The organism is Streptomyces sp. PCS3-D2, assembly GCF_000612545.2.
Classification (GTDB): Bacteria; Actinomycetota; Actinomycetes; order Streptomycetales; family Streptomycetaceae; genus Streptomyces.
This window is the reverse complement of the sequence record NZ_CP097800.1, coordinates 6,457,911-6,478,965: the sequence shown is the minus strand read 5'-3', so window position 1 is coordinate 6,478,965 and position 21,055 is coordinate 6,457,911. Positions and strand designations below refer to the sequence as shown.

The 21,055-nt window shown below is 73.1% G+C and carries 21 protein-coding genes; 9 read left to right on the top strand and 12 right to left on the bottom strand.

Translation table 11 applies throughout. The features are described 5' to 3' along the window. Positions 1-321: 321 nt before the first annotated feature. Complete coding sequence (locus AW27_RS29045; protein WP_078557073.1) at positions 322-1,167, bottom strand: TetR/AcrR family transcriptional regulator; 846 nt, start codon at positions 1,165-1,167, stop codon at positions 322-324. A 54-nt stretch (positions 1,168-1,221) separates the two neighbouring features. On the opposite strand from AW27_RS29045, the gene AW27_RS29040 reads away from it, so the two are divergent. After that, the gene (locus AW27_RS29040) at positions 1,222-2,682 is read left to right on the top strand and encodes an MFS transporter (RefSeq protein WP_063890656.1); all 1,461 of its coding nucleotides are present in this window, start codon (positions 1,222-1,224) and stop codon (positions 2,680-2,682) included. 21 nt (positions 2,683-2,703) lie between these two features. Here AW27_RS29040 and AW27_RS29035 read toward each other — a convergent pair whose 3' ends face one another. Next, on the bottom strand, positions 2,704-4,338 hold the full coding sequence (locus AW27_RS29035; RefSeq protein WP_037929215.1) for an MFS transporter: 1,635 nt from the start codon (positions 4,336-4,338) through the stop codon (positions 2,704-2,706). Between the two features lie 337 nt (positions 4,339-4,675). Here AW27_RS29035 and AW27_RS29030 point away from each other — a divergent pair, with 337 nt between their 5' ends. Beyond that, on the top strand, positions 4,676-5,014 hold the full coding sequence (locus AW27_RS29030) for a carboxymuconolactone decarboxylase family protein (RefSeq protein WP_037929218.1): 339 nt from the start codon (positions 4,676-4,678) through the stop codon (positions 5,012-5,014). A 195-nt stretch (positions 5,015-5,209) separates the two neighbouring features. After that, positions 5,210-6,640 carry a DUF2252 domain-containing protein gene (locus AW27_RS29025; RefSeq protein WP_037929220.1) on the top strand — a complete coding sequence of 477 codons (1,431 nt, stop codon included), beginning with the start codon at positions 5,210-5,212 and terminating at the stop codon, positions 6,638-6,640. A 124-nt stretch (positions 6,641-6,764) separates the two neighbouring features. On the opposite strand, the gene AW27_RS29020 is transcribed toward AW27_RS29025, so the two are convergent. After that, positions 6,765-7,193: a subtilase-type protease inhibitor gene (locus AW27_RS29020; RefSeq protein WP_037929227.1), complete on the bottom strand. Its 429-nt coding sequence runs from the start codon at positions 7,191-7,193 to the stop codon at positions 6,765-6,767. Positions 7,194-7,496: 303 nt separating this feature from the next. Further along, a complete protein-coding gene (locus AW27_RS29015; protein ID WP_052031319.1) occupies positions 7,497-8,117 on the bottom strand; it encodes a cysteine hydrolase family protein in 621 nt (206 codons plus the stop codon). A gap of 76 nt (positions 8,118-8,193) precedes the next feature. Between AW27_RS29015 and AW27_RS29010 the strand changes: the two genes are divergently transcribed. Continuing rightward, positions 8,194-8,652, top strand: a complete 459-nt coding sequence (locus tag AW27_RS29010; protein ID WP_037929233.1) for a pyridoxamine 5'-phosphate oxidase family protein — start codon at positions 8,194-8,196, stop codon at positions 8,650-8,652. Positions 8,653-8,721: 69 nt separating this feature from the next. Here the strand turns inward: AW27_RS29010 and AW27_RS29005 are convergent, their stop codons facing one another. Next, positions 8,722-9,642, bottom strand: a complete 921-nt coding sequence (locus AW27_RS29005) for a LysR family transcriptional regulator (protein WP_037929237.1) — start codon at positions 9,640-9,642, stop codon at positions 8,722-8,724. 74 nt (positions 9,643-9,716) lie between these two features. On the opposite strand from AW27_RS29005, the gene AW27_RS29000 reads away from it, so the two are divergent. Both AW27_RS29000 and AW27_RS28995 read left to right on the top strand, forming a co-directional pair. Further along, positions 9,717-10,775 (top strand): DMT family transporter, encoded by a 1,059-nt coding sequence (locus AW27_RS29000; RefSeq protein WP_052031320.1) that lies wholly within the window; start codon positions 9,717-9,719, stop codon positions 10,773-10,775. Next, the gene (locus AW27_RS28995) at positions 10,772-11,029 is read left to right on the top strand and encodes a hypothetical protein (RefSeq protein WP_037929240.1); all 258 of its coding nucleotides are present in this window, start codon (positions 10,772-10,774) and stop codon (positions 11,027-11,029) included. Before AW27_RS29000 ends, AW27_RS28995 begins: the two co-directional genes overlap by 4 nt. Positions 11,030-11,118: 89 nt before the next feature. On the opposite strand, the gene AW27_RS28990 is transcribed toward AW27_RS28995, so the two are convergent. Continuing rightward, complete coding sequence (locus AW27_RS28990) at positions 11,119-12,453, bottom strand: aminotransferase class I/II-fold pyridoxal phosphate-dependent enzyme (protein WP_078557079.1); 1,335 nt, start codon at positions 12,451-12,453, stop codon at positions 11,119-11,121. Between the two features lie 37 nt (positions 12,454-12,490). On the opposite strand from AW27_RS28990, the gene AW27_RS28985 reads away from it, so the two are divergent. Then, on the top strand, positions 12,491-13,189 hold the full coding sequence (locus AW27_RS28985; RefSeq protein WP_037929244.1) for a pyridoxamine 5'-phosphate oxidase family protein: 699 nt from the start codon (positions 12,491-12,493) through the stop codon (positions 13,187-13,189). On the opposite strand, the gene AW27_RS28980 is transcribed toward AW27_RS28985, so the two are convergent. Then, entirely contained in the window at positions 13,171-14,154 is a 984-nt protein-coding gene (locus tag AW27_RS28980) for a DMT family transporter (protein WP_037929245.1), read from the bottom strand. The genes AW27_RS28985 and AW27_RS28980 overlap by 19 nt on opposite strands. Before the next feature lie 160 nt (positions 14,155-14,314). Continuing rightward, positions 14,315-15,271: an EamA family transporter gene (locus AW27_RS28975; protein ID WP_052031321.1), complete on the bottom strand. Its 957-nt coding sequence runs from the start codon at positions 15,269-15,271 to the stop codon at positions 14,315-14,317. A gap of 179 nt (positions 15,272-15,450) precedes the next feature. Between AW27_RS28975 and AW27_RS28970 the strand changes: the two genes are divergently transcribed. Continuing rightward, entirely contained in the window at positions 15,451-15,879 is a 429-nt protein-coding gene (locus AW27_RS28970; protein WP_037929248.1) for a type II toxin-antitoxin system Rv0910 family toxin, read from the top strand. 70 nt (positions 15,880-15,949) lie between these two features. Here AW27_RS28970 and AW27_RS28965 read toward each other — a convergent pair whose 3' ends face one another. Next, positions 15,950-16,552, bottom strand: coding sequence for a PadR family transcriptional regulator (locus AW27_RS28965; protein WP_078557081.1), 603 nt, complete (start codon positions 16,550-16,552; stop codon positions 15,950-15,952). A gap of 208 nt (positions 16,553-16,760) precedes the next feature. On the opposite strand from AW27_RS28965, the gene AW27_RS28960 reads away from it, so the two are divergent. Next, the gene (locus AW27_RS28960) at positions 16,761-17,585 is read left to right on the top strand and encodes a PhzF family phenazine biosynthesis protein (RefSeq protein ID WP_037929254.1); all 825 of its coding nucleotides are present in this window, start codon (positions 16,761-16,763) and stop codon (positions 17,583-17,585) included. A gap of 54 nt (positions 17,586-17,639) precedes the next feature. On the opposite strand, the gene AW27_RS28955 is transcribed toward AW27_RS28960, so the two are convergent. The 3 genes from AW27_RS28955 to AW27_RS28945 form a co-directional block, all read right to left on the bottom strand. Further along, positions 17,640-18,386, bottom strand: coding sequence for a hypothetical protein (locus AW27_RS28955; protein WP_157840319.1), 747 nt, complete (start codon positions 18,384-18,386; stop codon positions 17,640-17,642). Positions 18,387-18,470: 84 nt separating this feature from the next. Next, positions 18,471-19,271 (bottom strand): CPBP family intramembrane glutamic endopeptidase, encoded by an 801-nt coding sequence (locus AW27_RS28950; protein WP_078557083.1) that lies wholly within the window; start codon positions 19,269-19,271, stop codon positions 18,471-18,473. A gap of 111 nt (positions 19,272-19,382) precedes the next feature. Continuing rightward, complete coding sequence (locus AW27_RS28945) at positions 19,383-20,915, bottom strand: glutamate-cysteine ligase family protein (protein WP_037929259.1); 1,533 nt, start codon at positions 20,913-20,915, stop codon at positions 19,383-19,385. Positions 20,916-21,055: the final 140 nt, after the last annotated feature.

Sequence of the window (21,055 nt, the reverse complement as noted above, 5' to 3'; positions counted from 1 at the left end):
CCCGGGTGCGGCGGTGTCGTCGGCGCCGCACCGGAAATCCGCAGCCGCCCGTCCGACGGCCGCCTCCGGTTCCGTGCGCGGGGCGAGGGGCAGCTGGGCGTCCCCGGCCGGCCCGGCCCGGGCTGCTCGGGACGATGGATCCTCGACCGCCGCTTCCCTCGCCCCCGTCGAAGGGCACCCTCACGGCGGAGAGCCCGTATGCGGCGCACAGGACTTCGGGGGCCGTTGCCCTTTCGCCCGGCCGTCGCGCTCTTGCCCCGCGTGGTCGGCGCGGGGCAGCGGGACAGCGGGCCGGCGGGCCGGCGGGCCGGCGGTCGGAGCTCAGCCGGTCCCCGGCTGCGCGGTGCGGTCGTCCCCGAGGCGGTCGGAGTCGATGTGCGCGCGTGGTGCGAGCCCCTCGATGAGGACCCGCACCCCCAGATCGAGCCGCTCTTCGGCAGTGCCCGAGCGGAGCTGGCCCGCCGACGCGGCGAGGTGGGGATGACGCACGGGATCCAGTGCGTCCAGCGCCGCGTCGATGTCCGCGGCGGCATGCCGGTGATCCAACGCCTGCTGCAGACGGCCCCCCGCGGCCGGGTCGGGGGCGGACCCGGCCTGTCCATCGGATCCGGAACTCGCTGGCGGCGTCGGAAGCTCGACCTCGTAGGAAGCCGCACCGATGTACAACGCGATGAGATCGCAGCCCCAGGCGGCCCGCTGCCGCTCCACTCCGCCGGCCAGCAACAGCCCCAGCACGCGATCGAAGAGGTCGAGCCAGGCGGGGCTGGTGGGAATGTGCCCCAGGGAGACCCGGGCGAGCCCGGGGTACTCGCTCAAGGCGCGCACCGCCCCGGCGATGGTCGCCGCCAGCGCCTCCCGCCAGCCCGCGCCGGCCACCGAGCCGCCGGAGGAGGGAGCTTCGCTCCCCCTGGCCGCGGGGGCGGGGGCCTCGGGCAGGGGGACGGTGGCGACCACGGCATCGAACATGAGCCGCAGCAGTTCCTCCCGCCCGGTCACGTACACGTACAGCGAAGCGGGTCCGGTGTCGAGTCGCGCCGCCACCCGGCGCATCGTGACCGATGTCAGTCCCTCCTCGCGCAGGACTTCCAGTCCCGCCCGTACCACGGACTGCTCGCTGAGCGCTGGCTTGGCGGGAAGGGAACGGGTGCCACGTGCCGGAGAACTCATGGCGGCAGCCTAGCACTTGACAACGAACACTGTTCGCCACGAACGTTGTTCGTCATGACCAACGAACAACGTTCGCCGCAGGTTGTGGCGCCCGCCCCTGCCCAGCCGTCGCAGCCCCACCGCTATCGATGGGCAGTCCTCGCCGTCGTACTCGCCGCCGACGTGATGGACATGCTCGACGCGACCATCACGAGCATCGCCGCTCCTGCGATCGCCGCCGGTCTGGGCGGCGGGCCCGCGCTGAGCCAGTGGCTGCAAGCGGCCTACACCCTGCCGTTCGCGGTCCTGCTGATCACGGCGGGGCGGCTCGGAGACCGCTACGGGCGCCACCGCCTGTTCCTGATCGGCACGCTCGGCTTCACCGCGGCCTCGGCCGTGTGCTCCCTGGCCACCACGCCCGGCTGGCTCATCGGCGGGAGGGTGCTCCAGGGTGCCCTGGGCGCACTCCTCCTGCCTCAGGGCTTCGGCATCCTCAAGGAGACCTTCGAGGGGGCTGAACTGGGCCGGGCGCTCGGCTTCTTCGGGCCTGTCCTCGGGTTGTGCTCGGTCGGCGGACCGGTCCTGGGCGGCATGCTCGTCGGGGCGGACCCGCTCGGTACGGGCTGGCGGGCGATCTTCCTGGTGAACCTGCCGGTCGGACTCCTCACCGCAGCCGGCGCGGTGCGCTGGATCCGCCGGTCACCGGCCGACCCCGGGCTGCGCATGGACGTACCCGGGATGCTGCTCACCGCTGCGGCATCGGCCGCGGTGATCTTCCCGCTGGTGCAAGGGGCGGGGTACGGCTGGCCGTGGTGGTGTCCGGGGCTGATGGCCGCGGGTGCCGCGGGCTTCGTCCTCTTCGCCCGGCTCCAGCCTCGACGGCCCTCGCCGCTGGTCCTGCCCAGCCTGCTGCGCAACCGCGGCTACACCGGCGGCCTCCTGGTGGTCACCGCCTTCTACGCCGCCTTCAGCGGTCTCATGCTGGTGCTCTCGCTCTTCCTCCAGGGCCCCCTGGGGCTGTCCCCCCAAGGCGCCGGATACGCCGTCGCGCCGCTCGCCGCGGGCATCGTCCTCACCGCCGGCCCGGGCCAAGCCCTGGCGGAACGCAGCGGACGGCGGGCGATCCAGGCGGGCATCGTCGTGACCGTGTGCGGCCTGGTCCTGCTGGCTGCCCTTGCCGGGCCGGCCTCGTGGGTCACCAGCGGCTGGCGGCTGCTTCCGGCGACCCTGGTGATCGGCATGGGCATGGGCCTGGTGATCCCGCCGCTGTTCGACGTGGTTCTCGTCGGCGTCTCGGAGCCGGAGACCGGATCGGCCGCCGGTGTGCTCAACGCCGTGCAGCAGCTTGCCAACTCGGTCGGTGTCGCTCTGCTGGTCACGGTGTGGGCCGCCTGTGGTGACCACGGCCGCACACCGGGCGGGGCGCTGGCCGGGACCGCATGGGCGGCGGCCGCCCTCCTCGCGGTCGCGCTGCTCGCCTCCTACCGGCTCCCCGCCCGGCCCGCACCCCACCCGCGGGCAGCCGCAGACCACTGAGCGCGGCCGCCGCTCCGGGGCTCACGCCGGCGGCGCGCCCGGCTCCGCCCCGGAGGGCTGCACGGTCGGGATGCGCTGGGTGAAGAAGAGTGCGAGGAGCGCGGCGAAGGCCAGGACGGAGAGGGCCGCGCGCAGGCCGTCGACCCTGGCCGCCTCGTTCGCCGCGACCGCGGCGTCGGCCACCTCCGGGCTGACCCCGGCTTCGGCGAGGGCGCTCTGCAACTGGGCGTCCGACAGGAACGGCACGCCGGACGCGAGCCGGACGGTCGCCTGGCTCTTGACGGTGCTCGGGACGGCCGGGCTCTCCTGAACGCTGGTCAGGAAGGAGGAGGTGAGCGCCGCGATCATGATGGATCCGGCGAGTGCCGTGCCGATCGACGAGCCGAGGTTGGTGACGGCGTTCTGGACGCCGCCGACCTCGGCGGACTGCGCCTGCGGCACCGCGGACACGGTGACCGCGCCCAGCTGGGAGGCCAGTGCGCCCATGCCGAACCCGATCAGCAGCAGGGGGAGGGTGACCACCTCCGCTCCGGCGTCCGTGTCGAGCGCGCCGAGCAGGATCACCGCGCCCGCGAGCAGGGCGAGGGTCCCGAGTCGGACCACGCGACGCGGCGAGACGTCCGGGAGGAAGCGCGGGATCAGCGTCGCCGCGGCCAGCAGGGTGAGCGACAGCGGCAGCAGCCGGACGCCGGTGGCCAGCGCTGACAGGCCGAGCGCGACGGACAGGTAGAGCGGGACGACGAAGAAGACGCCCATCATCACGAGGTACTGGAAGAAGAACATGGTCAGCCCGCCGGTGAGCTGCTTGTTCTGCAGCATGACCGGGTCGACGAGCGGCTCCTGGCGCCGCTTGACCAGACGGCCCTCCCAGCGGAGGAAGAGCCAGACCAGGAACAGGCCCAGCAGCATGAGCCACAGGGTCAGGGAGATCCCGAACAGCCCGGGTCCGCCGTCGGTCGGCCGGAACCAGCCCCACTCGTCCGACCGGAGCACCCCGTAGACGAACGTCCCGAGGCCCAGCGCCGACAGGACGACCCCGACGAGGTCGATGCGCGGGCGTTCCTCGCTCACGGCGTCCACGACGGGGCGGGCGAGCACGAGGATGCCGATCACCATGAGCACCTCGCCGGCGAAGACCCACCGCCAGGAGAAGTAGCTCGTGGCGATCCCGCCGATCAGGGGACCGAGCGCGATGGCGATGGCGCCGGCCGCCGCGACGAGCCCGTAGGCGGCGGGACGGCGTTCCACGGGGAAGTTCCCGGCGACCAGCGCCACGATCGCCGGCAGGATGAGCGCCGCCCCGACGCCCTCCAGGAAGGACCAGCCGAGCAGCAGCACGGTCAGGTTCGGTGCGACGGACGTGACGAGTGAGCCGCAGCCGTAGATGACGCAGCCGATCAGGAAGGCGCGTTTGCGGCCGATCAGCACCCCGACCTTGCCACCGGGGATCATGAGCATGGCCATCACGAGGGTGTAGGCCGTGATGGCGCCCTGGATGCCGGTCACCGTCGTACCGAGGTCCCCGGCGACCGTGGCGATGGAGACGTTCATGACGGAGCTGTCCAGCGCCATCAGGAACTGGCCCGCGGCCAGTGTCGTCAGGACGAGTCGCCCCTTCGACGGGTTTCCTGTCGCCGTCCCTGCCCTGGATGCCATGGGGGCATGCTTCCAGCCGGCCGCGGGGGTGGCGCGACGACCCGCCCGGGAGTCAGCCGGACGGGCAGTCGGCCACCGGGGCGTCGGGGCGCGGAGCCGGCGTGCGGCGGAGGGCCGGGGTACGGCGGCGGCCCGGGGCGCGCGGCCGCACGCCCCTGCCGGGGACGCCCTGCGTACCGCACCCACTCCGTGCGGTGACCCGCCGGGCGCCCTCGCGCGCCCGGCGGGCGGCAGACCTAGAGTTGAGGACGAGGCTGCGTGCCGGGACTCGGGGCGGCCGCTCCCTCGGCCCCAGCCACCGCGCCCGGCGCGACAACACCCCAGGAGGGCATGCGACATGTCCACTGCATCTGACACCCCGGTTCTGGACACCCTCGCCGCCATGACCGGCGATTCGCTGGAGCGCTGCGGGATGGACCCGAGCATGCTGCTCCTCGTCCGGATCGCGGCCCTCGCCGCCTCGGACGCTCCGCCGATCTCCTACGTCGCGCACATCGACCCCGCCCTCAAGGCCGGGCTGACGGCCGCGCAGTTGCAGGACGTCCTGGTCGCCATCGCCCCGATCGTCGGCACCGCCCGTGTGATGACGGCGGCGGGCAACATCACCAGGGCGCTCGGTGTGGCCATAGCCGTCGCCGAGGCGGAGGCCGAGGCGCAGATGGACGGTATGGGCTGAGCCGAAGCGGCCAGCGGTCGTACGCAGGACCCCGGGGACCCGGCCCGGCCGATTCCCCGGGGTGCGGGCGGGGCCGGCCGCACCCGGTATCCCAGCGACCGTGTCCGACCGCCGGCGGTGTCGGGCGGTCCGCGGCACCGGCAGCCGGTCACGCGGACGGGCAGACCGGTCCGGCCAGGCAGTCAGGAGAGCCCCATGTCCCGGAACGCGATCACCGCGATGCGCGCGGTGCCCGGTGCCACGCCCGAGGAGCGCAGCGCGATGGGCAGGGACGCCCGTCGCCGCTGCCCCCGGTCGGGGCACGCCGTGTACCAGCCGCGTCGGGACCGGCCCGACCCCTTGGCCATCCTGGAGGCGCAGTCCGCGACGCGGGTGCCGGAGCTGGTCCCGATCCGCTACGCCCGGATGACGGAGTCGCCGTTCCGTTTCTACCGGGGAGCCGCCGCCATCATGGCGTCCGACCTGGCCGGCAGCCCGGACTCGGGCATCTCGGTGCAGCTCTGCGGGGACGCGCACCTGCTGAACTTCCGGCTGCTGGCCTCCCCGGAGCGGCGGCTGATGTTCGACATCAACGACTTCGACGAGACGCTGCCCGGCCCTTGGGAGTGGGACGTCAAGCGGCTTTCCGCGAGTCTTGTCATCGCCGCCCGGGCGAACGGCTTCGACGAGGCCGAGCGCGCCCGCATCGTGAACTCCGCGGTGCGCTCGTACCGCGAGGCCATGTCCGGCTTCGCCGGGATGGGCAATCTCGGCGTCTGGTACTCGAAGATCGACGCGGAGGGTCTTCAGGCCCTCGTCGACGAACAGCTCGACAAGCGGGGCCGCAAGAAGCTGGCCACGGCGATGGGGAAGGCACGGTCGCGGGACAACCTGCAGGTCTTCGACAAGCTCACCGAGGTGGTCGACGGCCGGCCGAGGATCGCGGCGGACCCCCCGCTGTTGGTGCCGCTCGCCGACCTGCTGCCGGATTCCGAGCGGGACGAGCTCGTGGACCGGCTGGGCCGGCTGGTCGGCCAGTACGGCCACACGCTGGAGAGCAACCGGCGGGCGCTGTTGGAGGACTACAGCCTGGTGGACGTCGCCCGCAAGGTGGTCGGCGTCGGTAGCGTCGGCACCCGGTGCTGGATCCTGCTCCTGCTCGGCAGGGACGGTCGCGACCCGCTGTTCCTCCAGGCCAAGGAGGCCGACACCTCCGTGCTCGCCGACCACGTCGGTGCCAGCCTGTACCGGAACCAGGGGGAACGCGTGGTCTCGGGGCAGCGCTTGATGCAGGCGGCGAGCGACATCTTCCTGGGATGGGAGCGGGTGGACGGGATCGACGGCGGGAAACGGGACTTCTACGTGCGACAACTGCGCGACTGGAAGGGCATCGCGATGCCGGAGACGATGTCGCCCGCGCAGTTGGAGACCTTCGGAAACGCCTGCGGGATGACCCTGGCGCGCGCCCACGCGCGGTCCGGCGACCGGGTGGCGATCGCCGCGTACCTGGGCCGGGGCGATGTCTTCGACCGGGCGCTCGCCGAGTTCGCCGAGGCGTACGCCGACCAGAACGAGCGTGATCACCAGGCCCTGGTCGACGCGGTGCGGGCGGGCCGCCTGCCCGCCGAGGTGCTCCCGGCCGCCTGACCCGCGCGGCCGGTCGCCCGGGCCCGTCCGACGCTTGGGGCCTTGGGGACCTAGCGGCCCTTGGGGAGCGGTCGCGGCCGGACGGCGCCGCCTGCCGCGGCGCCGTCGGGCGGGGTGTACCGGATCAGAAGGCGAAGACCGCGCCGTCGTTCAGGGTCGCCGCCATGGTGCAGGAGTTGGCGAAAGTGTGGTCCCAGGCCACGCGGCGGCCCTCCCACACACCGACCGCGGACACGGTGACGGGGGCGTAGTGCATCGGGCACGCCCGGTCCTCGTCCGGCGTGGACAGCAGCGGCTCGAAGGTGCCGCCGGTGGACCTGAGGGCCGCGCACGCGGCTTCGGGGTCGGGGTGCGTCCCCTGGGCACCGGGGGCGCAGCTGACCGTGGTGGCGCGGACGACGGTGGACGCGGTGACACCGTCCCCCTGGGCGACGCTGAGGACCAGGGCGGAGGGGGCGTACAGGCTCTCGGGCTGAGCCTGCGCGATGCCGGCGGCACCGGCCAGACAGAGGAGCGCGGCGGCGGAGACGGCGGCGGAGCGACGGTAACGCACGGGACAACTCTCTTTCGATTCAATGGTTGAACGCGATGATTACTTTCGGTATCGCGTTCCGTCGCCGCAAAGCCTCGCCGACTCCAAGGCGCACCGCATCTCGATGACCGCTTTACGGACACCTCGTTCGCATAACGGATATCGCATGGCCATTCGAGCAGCTCAGACGGGGTGCCATCGAACCGTCACTCCGTGCGACCACGGACGGCTCGGGACGGTGACGTGCACCGTTGCGGACGCCGCACCGCTCCGGGGCGGCCCCGGTTCACCGGACGGCCACCCAGCTTGTCCGGATGCAGGCGCTCAGGAGCGGCTCGCGGGGGCCCATTCGCCCAGCAGGGCCTCGGTCGTGGTGATGTCCGCCACCAGCGCGAGCGAGTTGCGGATCACCTCGGCGGTGCAGGAAGCGGGCACGCCGGCGATGGCGTCGGCCGGGACCACGACCCGGTAGCCGAGGTTCACGGCGTCGAAGACCGTGTTCGGAACGGCGATGTTGGAGGAGACCCCGGTCACGACGAGGGTGCGGACCCCGAGATTGCGCAGGAGCGCGTCCAGGTCCGTACCGGCCATGGGCGAGAGCCCGTGCAGCCGCCGCACCACGAGGTCCCGCTCGGCCACCGCGATGGGCGCGGCCACCTCCACCGCACGACTCCCGGTCAACTGCCGCACGGGCAGCCTTCCGGCAGCCCGGAAGAGCCGCGCGTTGGCACTGGCCCCCCGCCCGTCCGGCCGCCGTTCGGCGATCGCGTGCAGCACCTGCACGCCCGCCCCGCGCGCGGCGTCGACCAGTGCGGCCACCCGCTCCAGCATCCCGGAGTCCCGGGCCTCCCTGGCGAGTTCGGGCAGCGCGCTCCCTTCACCCACGACGCCGTTCTGACACTCGACGGTGAGCAGCGCGGTCGTGGCGGGATCGAGATCCGGCATGACTCCCCCTGGCGTGGCGTCGGAAGAGCCCTCATGATTCCTGACACGCAGTCAGATGGGAAGGGGCGCGTGGCCGATGGACGGGACTCAGCGGCGGGGCCGCCGCATCATGATGAGCGAGGCGGAAGTCGACGCCTTTCTGCGGGAGCAGCGGACCTGTCGGGTGGCGACGGTCTCGCCCGGCGGCCGCCCGCACGTGGGCGCCCTGTGGTTCGCGTGGGACGGCAGCTCGCTGTGGCTGTACTCGATCACCCGCAGCCGCCGCTGGGCGGACCTGCGTGAGGACCCTCGGATTTCGGTGGTCGTGGACGCGGGCGAGTCGTACGACGAGCTGCGCGGGGTCGAACTGTCCGGCAGCGCGGTCTTCGTGGGCGAGGCCCCGCGCACGGGCGAGCCCTGCCCCGAACTGACGGAGCCCGAGCGAATCTTCCCCGTCAAGAACTTCGGGATCGCGCAGATGCCGCACGACGGCCGGCACGCGTGGATCCGCCTGACTCCGGACACGGTCGTCTCCTGGGACTTCCGCAAGATCTGACAGCCCGCCACGCGCCCGCGGCAGGCGCGGCGGGCACCTGGCGCGGGCGCCGCGGAGCAGGCGGGGCCGTCACAACACGCCTTGTGCCGGCTGGAGCTCGGCCGCCGTCGTCCGCAGGGCATCGACCGCAGCACGGATGGAAGGCCGGCGGTCGGCGTCCGCACGCCAGACGGCGTACACGTGGCGGCGCACGGCGTCGCAGACGGGAAGCAGCCGCACGCCCGGCGGCACCGGGCCGCGGCCCAGCTTCGGCGCGACGCACACCCCGAGTCCGGCCTCGACGAAGGCCAGCTGGGTGTGGTGCTCCTCGGCGATGTGCGCGATGCGCGGCTCGATTCCGGTGCCGCGCAGGGTGAAGACCAGCCACTCGTGGCAGAACTGACCCTCGTTCCAGGAGATCCACTCGTCGTCGGCGAACTCGGCGAGCGAAATGGTGCTCCGGTCGGCCAGCCGGTGACCGGCCGGGACCGCGATGTCGACGGAGTCGTCCAGCAGGTGGGTACGGGTGAGCTCCGCGGGCACCGGCATGCGCTTGTTGTGCCAGTCGATCGCGAGCGCCATGTCGAGGTCGCCGCGCACGACGGCCGTCATGCTCTCCTCGGGCTCCTGCTCACACACCCGGATCCGCAGGTCCGGATGGCCGGCGCGCAGTGCGGTCAGGGCCTGGGGCAGCAGCCCGCGCATGGCGGTGGGGAAGGCGCCGATGCGCAGCTCGCCGACGGCACGACCGCGCTGGGCCTCGACATCGGCCTGGGCCTGCTCCACCTGGGAGATGATCCGGGCCGCGTGGTCGGCGAGGAGCCGTCCGGCGTCGGTGAGCCGGACTCCGCGGCCGTTCTTCGCCAGCAGCGGCTGTCCGACCTCGCGCTCCAGCTTGGCCATCTGCTGGGACACGGCGGAGGTGGTGACGTGGAGTCCATCGGCCGCGCCGCTGACCGAGCCGTGTCGGGCGAGGGCGTCGAGGGTGCGAAGGCGCTCCAGGTTCAACATGTAAGCGATGCTACGTCGTCACTCGGAGAAAATCTCGATTGTCCTACGAAGTTGATGCCAGCACAGTAAGGGGCATGAGCGCACCCGCCGCCCCTCGGCCGGCCCCTGAACCCCCTGCACCGGCCTCCGCCACTGCCTCCACCACAGCCACGGCCACAGCCGCCTCCCCCACCACCGCCCCCCGTCGGCGCGGGCTCCTCGACTGGCGCGTGCGGTTCGCCATCCTCTCGGTGGTCTGGGGCTTCAGCTTCCTGCTGATCAAGGTGGGCACCGAGGCGTACGCGCCCTTCCAGGTGGCGCTGGGCCGGGTCCTGTTCGGTGCGGTCGCGCTGCTGGCCGTGCTGCTGGTCCGCCGCGAGCCGCTGCCCCGGGGCCTGCGTACCTGGGGCCACCTCACCGTCGCGGCGCTCCTGCTCAACACCGCGCCGTTCTCGCTCTTCGCGTACGCGGAGCTGAGCATCCCCTCCAGCCTGGCCGGCATCTGCAACGCCACGTCCCCGCTGTGGGGCATGGCGCTGTCGCTGGTCGCCCTCTCCGAGGACCGCCCGACGCGCCGCCGCTTCGCCGGCCTGGGCCTCGGCTTCCTCGGCGTGCTGACCGTACTCGGCGCCTGGCACGGCTTCTCCGGCGTCGATGCCAGGGGCACGGCGTTCGCCCTGCTGGCCTCGTTCTGCTACCCCATCGGCTGGATCTACGTCCGCCGCACGCTGGCCGGCGCCCCGGGCTCCCCCGTGGCCCTCACCGGCGGGCAGCTCCTGCTCTCCACCCTCCAGCTCACGCTGGTCAGTGCCCTGTTCACCGCGGCCCCGGCCTCGTTCCCGCTCTGGCCGACCCTGTCGGTGATCGCGCTGGGCGCCCTGGGCACCGGCATGGCCCTGCAGATGCAGTACGGCCTGGTGACGGAGGTCGGCCCGACCACCGCCCAGATGGTCACCTACTTCATCCCGGTCATCGCCACCACGGCCGGTGTGCTGGTCCTCGGCGAGCAACTGCACTGGAACACCCCGGTCGGCGCCGCGATCGTCCTGGCGGGCGCCGCCCTCACCCAGACCCACCCCACCCGCCGCATGCAGGCCCGACCGCGCCTGCTACTCTCCGGCCGATCTTCATACCTCCGAGGAGACACCTCTTGAGCCTGGCCGTCGTCCTGCTGTTCATCGGGCCCGCCGCCCTCCTCGCGGGCGCCTGGGTGTCACTGAACATCCGCGGCGCCGCCGACGCCCTGGCCCGCCGATCGGCCGCCAACACCGAGCTCGCCCTGCACACGCGTGGCGAGCTCGGCCCGGCGCAGCGGATCGCGTCCGCCACGTACTACCGGTTCCTGGCCTCGGTGACCGCGCTGTGCGGCCTCGTCTTCACCCTGGGCGGTCTGCTCGAGGCGCTCTGACCCACGCGCCCCGGTGGTCCTGTCGGCAGGACCACCGGGGCGACGGGAACCGGCCCGACGGGCGTGGCGCGGCCGCCCGGGGCCCGTGCTCAGTCGTTGCGCCCGCCCGGCACGCCGGGGCGGACCGCCGCGACCACCGCGTCGGCCAGCGCCGGCACTTCGGCCACGTCGAGCCCGGACACCGTCAGGCGCACTCCCGGCCCCGCCTCGACGCGGAAGGCGGCCCCCGGGGCCACCCCCCATCCCGCGGCGAGCAGCCTGGCAACGACCACCGTCTCGTCGGCCACCGGCACCCACACGTTCAGCCCGCTGCGCCCGTGCGCCCGCACCCCCCGCTCCCACAGGGCCTCGACCAGGGCGTCCCGCCGCTCCGCGTAGGCCCGCGCGACCGCGGCCCGGTCCACGGCGTGCGCGGTCCACAGCTCCACCACCGCGTACTGCAGCAGCCGACTCACCCACCCGGGGCCCAGCCGCTGGCGCCCCCGCACCCGGTCCAGGGTCACCTCGTCCCCGGTCAGCACCGCGAGCCGCAGGTCGGGGCCGTAGGCCTTGGCGGTGGAGCGGATCACCGCCCAGTGCCGGGTCACCCCACCCAGCGGGTGCAACGGCAGATCGACGATGCCGTGCCCGTGATCGTCCTCGATCAGCAGCACTCCCGGATACCGCGCGAGCAGCTCCCGCAGCTCCGCCGCCCGTTCCCCGCTCACGGCCGCGCCCGTCGGGTTCTGCGCCCGGGAGGTCACCACCAGCGCCCGCGCCCCGGCCGCAAGGGCCCGGGCCGCTGCGTCGACACGGGGCCCGTCGTCGTCCACGGCCACCGGCAGCAGCCGCATCCCGAGGGCGGGAACCAGGTCCAGCACGGCGCCCCAACCCGGATCCTCGACCGCCACCGCGTCCCCGGGCCTCAGGTGGGCGGCCAGGACCCGTTCGATGGCGTCCAGCGCGCCCGAGGTCACCGCGACCGGCCCGGGCGGCACCGCGTCCGCGTCGAAGTCGGCTCGGGCGATCCGCGCCAGGTCCGGCGCGACGGGGTCCGCGCCGTACAGCGTCGGTGTCCGCCCGTGGCGGCGGGCGGCGGCCGCCAGCGCCCCGTCCAGCGCGGGGAGCAGGGACACGTCGGGGTTGCCCTGCGCGACGTCCCGCACCCCCGCCGGGAGCACCATCCTCAGCGCGTCCCGCGGGGTGCTCGACGGGCGGGAGCGCACCCGGCTCCCCCGCCGCCCGGCCGTTTCGATGACCCCGCGTTCGCGCAGTGTCCGGTAGGCGGCCGCCACGGTGTTGGGGTTGACGCCCAGCACCCCCGCCAGCTCCCGCATCGGCGGCAGCGGGGATCCGGGGGGCAGCTCGCCCGAAGCCACGCCCGCCTCGACACTGGCGGCGATATCAGATGTACGACGCCCGGTGATCCGATATTCTCCTAGCACAAACCACATTATGCACTAGTGCAATGGAGTCCGCGCCATGACCGCCACGCCTGCCGCGCAGCCGACGGAGAGCACCGGGACGCCCGGTGCGTACGAGCCCACCGACCGCACCGTCCCCACCCGCTCCCGCGACCGGGCCCGCTACGACCGCGAGACGGTGCACTCGATACTCGACGAGGCCTACATCTGCCACCTCGGCTACGTCCGCGACGGCGCGCCGGTGGTGCTGCCGACCCTGTTCGCCCGGGTCGGGGAGTCGCTCTACCTGCACGGCTCCACCGGTTCCCGCCCGCTGCTGGCGGCCGGCCGGACCGACCCGGGGCTGCCCGTCTGCGTCACCGTCACCCACGTCGACGGCCTGGTGCTGGCCCGCTCGGCCTTCCACCACTCGCTCAACTACCGCTCGGTGGTCGTCCACGGAACCGCCCGCCAGGTGACGGACGAGGCGGAGTGCCGAACGGCGCTGAACGCCATGATCGACGCCGTCGCCCCGGGCCGTTCCGGCGACGTGCGCCCGGCCGACGCCAAGGAGCTCGCCGCCACCGCGGTGATCCGGGTGGACCTGGACGAGGTGTCCGCGAAGCTCCGCACGGGATCGTCGAACGACGACGCCGAGGACCTGGGCCTGCCGTACTGGGCGGGCGTGGTCCCGGTCGGCGCGACCTACGGGACGCCCGTGCCCGCCCCGGACCTGGACCCCGGCATCGCCGTCCCGGACTATCTCACCGCGCTCTGAGGAGCCGGCCGCACGGCGGCGGGTCCGGCGGGCCCGCCCGCCGGACGGCGGGACTCCGCCACGATCAACGCGCCGACCGCCGCCAGCAGCAGTGCGGTGCCCAGCACGACGGCGCCGGTCAGTCGCTCCCCGAGGACGAGGACGGCGATCGCCGCCGCGCTGACCGGTTCGATCAGCATGATCACTGACACGGTCGCGGCACGGACGGCGGCGGCACCCGTGAAGTAGAGCGCGTACGCCAGCGCCGTCGGCACGGTGGCGACGTACAGCAGTAGCCACAGCACCCGCCCCAGGTCCGCGGTGTGCGGCAGCAGCCCCTCGGCGGCGGCGAGCGGGAGCAGGCACACCGCGCCCACCGCGACGGACCAGGCGGTGGTCACCAGCGGGTCCCCGGCCGCCCCGCGGCGCCCGAGCCGGCGGGCCCGCAGGGTCATCGCGGCGTACCCGGCGGCCGACACGAGCGCCCACCCGACACCCCGCGGGCGTACCTCGGCGCCGCCGCCGCCCAGGACCAGGACGGCGAGTCCGGCGAGCGCCCCCACGACGGCGACCGTGCCGCCGCGGCCCAGACGCTCACCCATCCAGGAGCGGGCGCCGAGCGCGATGAGCACGGGCCCGGCGCCGAGGGTGACCACGGTGCCGACGGCCAACCCGGTCTCGCGCACGGCGGCGAAGTAGGCGGCCTGGAAAAGGGTGAACAGCAGCCCGGTCACGACGAGTGAGCCCACCGAGGGCTCGCCCGCGGACGGCCGGGCCCGCCCTCGCCCGGGGCGCGCCCGGCGCAGGGCGAGCACTCCGAGCAGGACGACGAGCCCGCCCGCGCACCGCCAGAACGACAGGGCGAGCGGACCGAGGTCACTGCCCAGGAAGAGGAGGGAGGCGGCCGCCCCGGCGGTGCCCCAGGCGGCTCCGGCGACGACGAGGTACAGCAGACTGCGCCCGGCGGCGGGCGAGTGGTTCGACACGTGTGTTCTCCGCGCGTGCGTGAAGGATGAGTGGTTCGGGTCATCGCTTCGCGGGCAGCACCGACCCGCCCGGGTGCTCCCCGGGCCGGGCCGTCATCGTGGAGGCGCCGCCCGCTAGAACGCGGGAGGCGGAAGCACGGTCGCATGCATGGGCGTCAGCCTAGGCTCTCGTGGGTTCCCGGTCCACCGGGTGCGGTTCGGCGGCGGGCTGCGGGGCCGGCCGGGAGGACTGCGCGATGAAGGCGCCGCCCAGCACCAGGGCGCCACCGACGATCTGCCAGGTCGACAGGTGCTCGCCGAGCAGGACCCAGGCCAGCACGGTGGCCACCACGGCCTCCAGGAAGGCCACCACACCCGCGATCTGGGGAGAGAGCCTGCGGACCGAGACCACTCCGGTCACGTACGCGAAGACGGTCGCGACGAGCACGACCCAGCCGAGCAACGCAGGCGCCGGCACCATCGTCCCGCCGACGGACGCCTCCCCGCCCAGCACCTGCCAGTCGATCTCCCACGGTCGGGCGATCACCGTCATCACCAGGGCGCCGACGAGCATGCCGTAGGCGATCACTCCGAGCGGGTCGGGAGCGTCCTCGCCGTCGGAGCCCTGGTCGGCGAAGACGAAGTAGAACGCCTGGCAGCAGGCGGCGGCGAGGCCGAAGAGCACGCCGAGCAGATCCAGGCTCAGCCCGGCCCAGATCTCCACCACGCAGGCCAGGCCGACGACGGCCACGGCCGCGCCGGCGGCGGCCCCGCGGGTCACGGGCCTGCGCTGGACGAAGCGGATGTAACCGAGCAGCAGCGCCGGCCCCAGGTACTCCAGCAGGAGGGCCACCCCCACCGGGATACGGGACAGGGAGGCGAAGTAGAAGGCCTGAACGCCCGCGACGGCGACCAGACCGAAACCCGCGAGCAGCGCGGGCCTGCGCCGGAGGAGGTTGCGGTGGCGCCAAGCCAGCGGGGACAGCACGAGCGCCGCGCCGGCCACTCTGAGCCACACCATGTGGAGGGGGTCCAGACCCGCCTCTATCAGCGGCTTCGCAGCCACTCCGGAACCGCCGAACGCACACGCCGAGACGAGGGCGAGGCCCAGTCCGGCGTTCTTCCCTGACGCTTGCATCCGGTCATCATGACAGGGCGGGTCAGGAGCGTCACTGCCGTGACACCTGTTGAGACAGAGCTGAGATCACGACCGCCGGATTCCGGCGGATCCGACACATCTGACGGTTCGTCAGTATTGAATGTTCCGGTCGCCGAGGTTACCTTCCGCGCACGTACCCGACGAGAAGGGGTGGCCGCATGGCCGAAGTCACCGCGGAATCACGCATCGAGGCGTCCGCCGCGAAGCTCTGGTCCCAGCTGACGGACTGGGACGCGTACGGACAGTGGAGCATGACCCACACCGACTTCCCGCAGGGCGGTCCGCAGACACTGGCCGTCGGATCCACCTTCGCCGAGAACATGAAGATGATGGGCTTCCCGGCCGAAGTCCTCTGGACCGTCTCCGAGCTGGAGGACCAGCGCCTCTTCGCCATCACCGGCAAGGGCCCGATGGGCGTCGCCGTCCTGACCCGCTACACCCTGACCCCGGACGGTGGAGCCACCACGGTGCGCATCGACGGCGAGTTCACCGGTGCCGCCGTCTCTCTGATGGCGGGCAAGCTGAAGGACTCGGCCACCGCCGCCCTGAACGAGTCGCTGCGCAAGCTCGCCGGCCTGGTCGCCTGACCCCACGCCCACATCGCCCCGCTCCCGCCCGCCCGCCCGCATGCCGCCGTACGCACGCGGGCGGGCGCACTCAGTGCTCGTCGGCCAGGATGAGGTAGAGCTTCCTGCGGGCGTCACCCAGCACCGCGAGCGCCTTCTCCCGCTGCTCGGGCGTGCCGGTCCTGAAGACCTGCCCGAAGGCCTCCATCACGCCCGCTCCGGCCTGCCGGACCTCGTGCATCGCCTCGAAATCGAAGCCCCTCCCCGCGTCCTCCCACGGCGCGTCCGGCCCCGACTCGGCCTCGGCGCGACCGGCCTCGGTGAGCGTGAACAGCTTCTTGCCGCCCTCGCTCTCACTCCTGATGAGCCCCTCGTCCTCCAGCAGGCTCAAGGTCGGGTAGACCGAGCCCGGGCTGGGCTTCCACACCCCGCCGCTGCGCTCGCCGATCTCCTGGATCATCTCGTAACCGTGCATGGACCGGTCGGCGAGCAGGGCCAGGATCGAGGCGCGCACGTCACCGCGCCGAGCCCTCCCCCGCGACCCCCCGCGACCGCCGCGGCCACCGAAGGGGCCCGCACCGAAGGGCGGCCCGAACGGGCCGAAGGCCGCACGGAATCCCTGGAAACCCTCCCGACGGTCCGGCCCGCAGTGGCCGTGCCCCCGCCCGTGCTCGTGCTGTCCGTGTGCATGCATGCCCGCACTCCTCTCGCCACGTCGTGTCCACTTCACCGGTTATCCGGTGCCTCTACTATCGATGAGCGATCGCGATCCGTCAACGATATATCGGAAACTGCTCGCCGAACCGCCCCGCCGAACCGCTTCGCCGAGCAACCCGGGTGGGAGACCAGTCATCCCGGATTGGCCTTTGTCGACCATCGGGAAACCGTCCTAACGTCGGCCCATGCGCATCCGAATCGTCGACGCCTTCACCGACCGCCCCTTCCACGGCAACCCCGCCGGAGTCCTGCTCCTGGACGAGGGCGGCTTCCCCCCGGACGCCTGGCTCCAGCAGGTGGCCTCCGAGGTGAACCTCTCCGAGACCGCCTTCGCCCACCCGCTGCCGCCCGGTGGGGACGCCGACTGGGCGTTGCGGTGGTTCACCCCGGCCGCCGAGGTCGACATGTGCGGCCACGCCACCCTCGCCACCGCGCACGTACTGGCCACCGGCGGACTCGCCGGGGGACTGATCCGCTTCTCCGCCCGATGCGGAGCCCTCACCGCCGAGACCGCCGCGGACGGCACGATCACGATGGACTTCCCGACGTCGTCGCTGACCGCGGTCCCGACGCCGCCCGCCGTGGAGCACGCGCTCGGCGGCGCACCGGTCCTCTCCGTCCACGACACCGCCGCGCACGTCGGCGACCTCCTCGTCGAGCTTGCCGACGAGAAGACCGTCCGCGAGCTGGAGCCGGACCACGCCGCCCTGCGCGCCTTCGCCAAGCGGGGTGTGATCGTCACCGCCGCCGCCGAGGACCCCTCCCGCGGGTACGACTTCGTCTCCCGGGGCTTCTTCCCGGCCTTCGGGATCGACGAGGACCCGGTCACGGGCAGCGCCCACACCGCACTCGCCCCGTTCTGGGCGCGGCGCCTGGGCCGCACCGGGCTGACCGGCCTCCAGGGCGGAGCCCGACAGGGGCTTGTTCGGGTGACTCTCGCGGGCGACCGCACCCTGCTGACCGGCCACGCGGTCACGGTCCTGGACGGGGAGCTCCTCATCGCCCCGTGACCGCCCCGGGAAGCGGCACGGACACGGGCCGTGGGTCACGGCCCGCGGGGCGGGTCATCCGGAGGACCCGCCGGATGACCCGCCCCGCTCCGCGTCCGCCGGCTTCGCACCCGCGCCCGCCTCCGGGCGCACCCTGGCGCCGGCTTTCGCGCGCGTCGCGTCGCGCCGCTTGCGCTCGGTCTCCGCCCAGGCACCCGAGTCGATGCGCTTGCGGTAGACCTGCCCCGGCTCGGCCGCGCCCAGATGCACCGTCCACAGCCACAGGACGGCCGACACCACGAAGAGGACCAACGCCGTCAGGAGGTAGGAGCCGACCTGCTCGGACTCCGGGACACCCTCCTCGTACAGGAAGCCCGGCACACCCGAGACGAGCGCGTTCACCCACCACGCGAGCGCCAGGTTGAACAGGGCGAGGCAGATCCAGTAGGCGACGCGCATGCTCCGGGCCGGTCCCGCCAGTTCGCCCAGCAGCAACAGGCGCCGCAGCGACACCGGCCCGGAACGGCGGCGCCCGCCCGCTTCGGCCTGGGCACGCCGCACCGACGCGTAGCAGTCGTCCAGCCAGCGCCCCGGCTCCGGCTCGGGATCGGGGCCGTCCGACGGGGCCAGTTGCTTGGCCTGGATCCAGCCGGTGATGAACTGGATCTCCAGCTGGGCCTTCTCCAGCCGTCTGCGGTACTTGTGGTCGGCGCTGCGCGCCTCGCGGCGGTCCCGGATGAGGAGGCTGGCCCCGCCGACGAGGCCACTGATCACGGGCACGAGGAACGGGGCGAACGACACCAGCGAGTCCATGACAGCCACCGCACGCGCCTCCTCACTCCCCCAGCGTCGCACCGTCGCGGCCGGGGGCCCCGCCCTGCGGGGCCGATCGGGTGCGGCGCCGTGTCACGGCGTCGGCAGCCAGCCCACCTTCCCCGCGAGCAGGGCGTACCCGCCGAAGGCCACGATGTCGAGGAGCGCGTGCGCGGCGACCAGCGGCCCGATCCGCCCCCAGCGGCGGTAGGCCAGCACGAACACGACGCCCATCACCACGTTGCCGATGAAGCCGCCGATGCCCTGGTAGAGGTGGTAGGAGCCGCGCAGCAATGAGCTGGCGGCCAGCGCCGCCAGCGGAGTCCAGCCGAGCTGCCCGAGCCGGCGCAGCAGGTAGCCCAGGACGATGACCTCTTCCACCACCGCATTCTGGATCGCCGAGAGGATCAGGACGGGAAACTTCCACCACACGTCGGGGAGTGCCTCCGGCACCACCGTGAGGTTGAAGCCGGCCCCCCGCGCTCCCAGGTAGAAGGCCAGACCCGCGCTTCCGATGCCGGCCGCGACGAGCGCGCCGCGGCCCAGGTCCCCCAGCGGCCGCGTCCGGTCGAAGCCGAGCACCCGCAGCCCGGGCGCGCCCTCCCTGGTCAGCAGGTGCGCCACCAGCAGTACGGGGACCAGCGCGCTCGCGATCCCGAACAGCTGCCAGGCCAGGTCCAGCCACGGCCGACCGGGCGCGTAGGAGCCGTTGAGCGTCGCGGCCTGGTCCTTCAGACCGCCCGGCTTGGTCAGCGAACCGATGAAACTGATCAGCGCCGAGACCCCGCTGGCGCCCAGCGAAAGCGCCAGGACGAGCAGGGTCTCGGTACGCAGGAGGTCCCGCCGCCCGTCCTCGCCCAGCTCCACGAACACCGGCTCCGGCTCCGCCCGCACGCCCGACTCCCGTCCTGCCGTCCCGTTGTGATGCCCCCATACTGCCCCGTCGGTCGGGCGGGGGGATCACCGAGGGCGGGCACGGGAGGTGTCCGGGCGCGGCGGGGCGCCTCAGCTCACGACGGGAACCGCCGCGACCACCTCCTCCGCCAGCCCGACGGGCCAGGTGTGCACGGGGTCGCCCTTGTGCATGAGCTCGCTGTAGCGCCGGGTGGTCGCGGCCAGTGCCTCTTCCCGGCCCAGCCCCGTCGCGAGGGCCCGGTGGTAGGTGTCCACCTGCCATGTCGCGCCGTTGACCCGCCGCCGGCAGCGCTCCTCGATGATGCCGAGGTAGTGGTCCCGGTCGCTGGGCTCGATGCCCCAGGCGTCCAGGCCCGCCGCTGCCATCGGCAGCAGCTCGTCCAGGACCAGCCGTACCGCGGGCACGCTGACCAGGCCTCCGGCCCGCCCCCGGCGCGGCCACCGCAGCCGGGCGTCGATCCCGTACCGGCAGGCCGCGTCGAAGTTCGCCTCCGCCTCGGCGAAGGGCAGCCGGGTCCACACCGGTCGCGGCTCCTCCGCGAGGGTGCGGACGAGCCCGTAGTAGAAGGCGGCGTTGGCGACGACGTCGGTGACCGTCGGCCCGGCCGGCAACACCCGGTTCTCCACGCGCAGGTGCGGCACCCCGTCGGCGACCCCGTACACGGGCCGGTTCCACCGGTAGACGGTGCCGTTGTGCAGGACCAGCTCCTGCAGTCTCGGCACCCCGCCTTCGGCCAGCACCCGCAGGGGCTCCTCCTCGTCGCATATCGGCAGCAGGGAGGGGAAGTAGCGGACGTTCTCGGCGAAGAGCTCGTACGCCGAGTCCACCCAGCGCTCGCCGAACCAGGTGCGCGGCCGCACCCCCTGCGCCTGGAGCTCCGGCGGCCGGGTGTCGGTGGCCTGTGTGAACAGCGGCGGCCTCGACTCCCGCCATAGCTCCCGCCCGAACAGGAAGGGCGAGTTGGCGCCGACGGCAATCTGCGCCGCGGTCACGGCCTGCGCCGCGTTCCACACGGCCGCGAACCGGGCCGGCGTCACCTGGAGGTGCAGCTGTACCGAGGTGCAGGCGGCCTCGGGCACGATCGACCCGGAGGTCCAGATCAGCCGCTCGACGCCGTCTATGTCGAGCGTGAAGTCCTCCCCGCGCATCATCAGGATCTGCTCGTTCAGCAGGGAGTACCGGTCCACCGCGGAGAGGTTCGCGGTGACCAGGTCCGTGCGGGAGATCGTCGGCAGGATGCCGATCATCACCACTCCGGCATCGATCTCGGCGGCCTGCCGGTGGGCGTATCCCAGCCCCGCGCTGAGCTCCTCGGCGAGCCGGTCGAATACCCGGCCGCCGAGCCGGTGCGGCAGAACGTTCACCTCCAGGTTGAACATTCCCAGTTCGGTCTGGAAATCAGGGCTGGCAATCCGCTCCAACACCTGGGCATTCACCATGCGCGGCAATCCGTCGGTTCCCGCGAGATTCAGCTCGATCTCCAGCCCCATCATGTTCTTCGGGCGATCGAACCTCTTCTCCGCCAGAAGTCGCTCCAGTCCCTCCAGACACTCGTGGAGTTTCCTTCGATACCGCTGCCGATCGGACAGGTCGAACCCTCCCGCCACGACCTTCTCCCCCATCGAAGCGTCCCTCCTCGAGTGGGCCTGGTCCGGGGCACCCAGGCGCGCGTTACGGTCGATGATGCCCCGGCATCGTGATCCATAACGCGGAGGGGGCGTGCGTGGCGAGGAGCGCGCGCCGGGTTGGCCGAAGGGCGCTT

Coding starts and splice junctions, on each gene's coding strand:
- AW27_RS28945 (WP_037929259.1), bottom strand. CDS start 20,915: ATGGGGGAGAAGGTCGTGGCGGGAGGGTTCGACCTGTCCGATCGGCAG.
- AW27_RS28960 (WP_037929254.1), top strand. CDS start 16,761: ATGCGCATCCGAATCGTCGACGCCTTCACCGACCGCCCCTTCCACGGC.
- AW27_RS29005 (WP_037929237.1), bottom strand. CDS start 9,642: ATGTTGAACCTGGAGCGCCTTCGCACCCTCGACGCCCTCGCCCGACAC.
- AW27_RS29015 (WP_052031319.1), bottom strand. CDS start 8,117: ATGCCGGATCTCGATCCCGCCACGACCGCGCTGCTCACCGTCGAGTGT.
- AW27_RS29030 (WP_037929218.1), top strand. CDS start 4,676: ATGTCCACTGCATCTGACACCCCGGTTCTGGACACCCTCGCCGCCATG.
- AW27_RS28985 (WP_037929244.1), top strand. CDS start 12,491: ATGACCGCCACGCCTGCCGCGCAGCCGACGGAGAGCACCGGGACGCCC.
- AW27_RS29035 (WP_037929215.1), bottom strand. CDS start 4,338: ATGGCATCCAGGGCAGGGACGGCGACAGGAAACCCGTCGAAGGGGCGA.
- AW27_RS29025 (WP_037929220.1), top strand. CDS start 5,210: ATGTCCCGGAACGCGATCACCGCGATGCGCGCGGTGCCCGGTGCCACG.
- AW27_RS28965 (WP_078557081.1), bottom strand. CDS start 16,552: ATGCATGCACACGGACAGCACGAGCACGGGCGGGGGCACGGCCACTGC.
- AW27_RS29010 (WP_037929233.1), top strand. CDS start 8,194: ATGGACGGGACTCAGCGGCGGGGCCGCCGCATCATGATGAGCGAGGCG.
- AW27_RS28970 (WP_037929248.1), top strand. CDS start 15,451: ATGGCCGAAGTCACCGCGGAATCACGCATCGAGGCGTCCGCCGCGAAG.
- AW27_RS29000 (WP_052031320.1), top strand. CDS start 9,717: ATGAGCGCACCCGCCGCCCCTCGGCCGGCCCCTGAACCCCCTGCACCG.
- AW27_RS28975 (WP_052031321.1), bottom strand. CDS start 15,271: ATGCAAGCGTCAGGGAAGAACGCCGGACTGGGCCTCGCCCTCGTCTCG.
- AW27_RS29040 (WP_063890656.1), top strand. CDS start 1,222: ATGACCAACGAACAACGTTCGCCGCAGGTTGTGGCGCCCGCCCCTGCC.
- AW27_RS29045 (WP_078557073.1), bottom strand. CDS start 1,167: ATGAGTTCTCCGGCACGTGGCACCCGTTCCCTTCCCGCCAAGCCAGCG.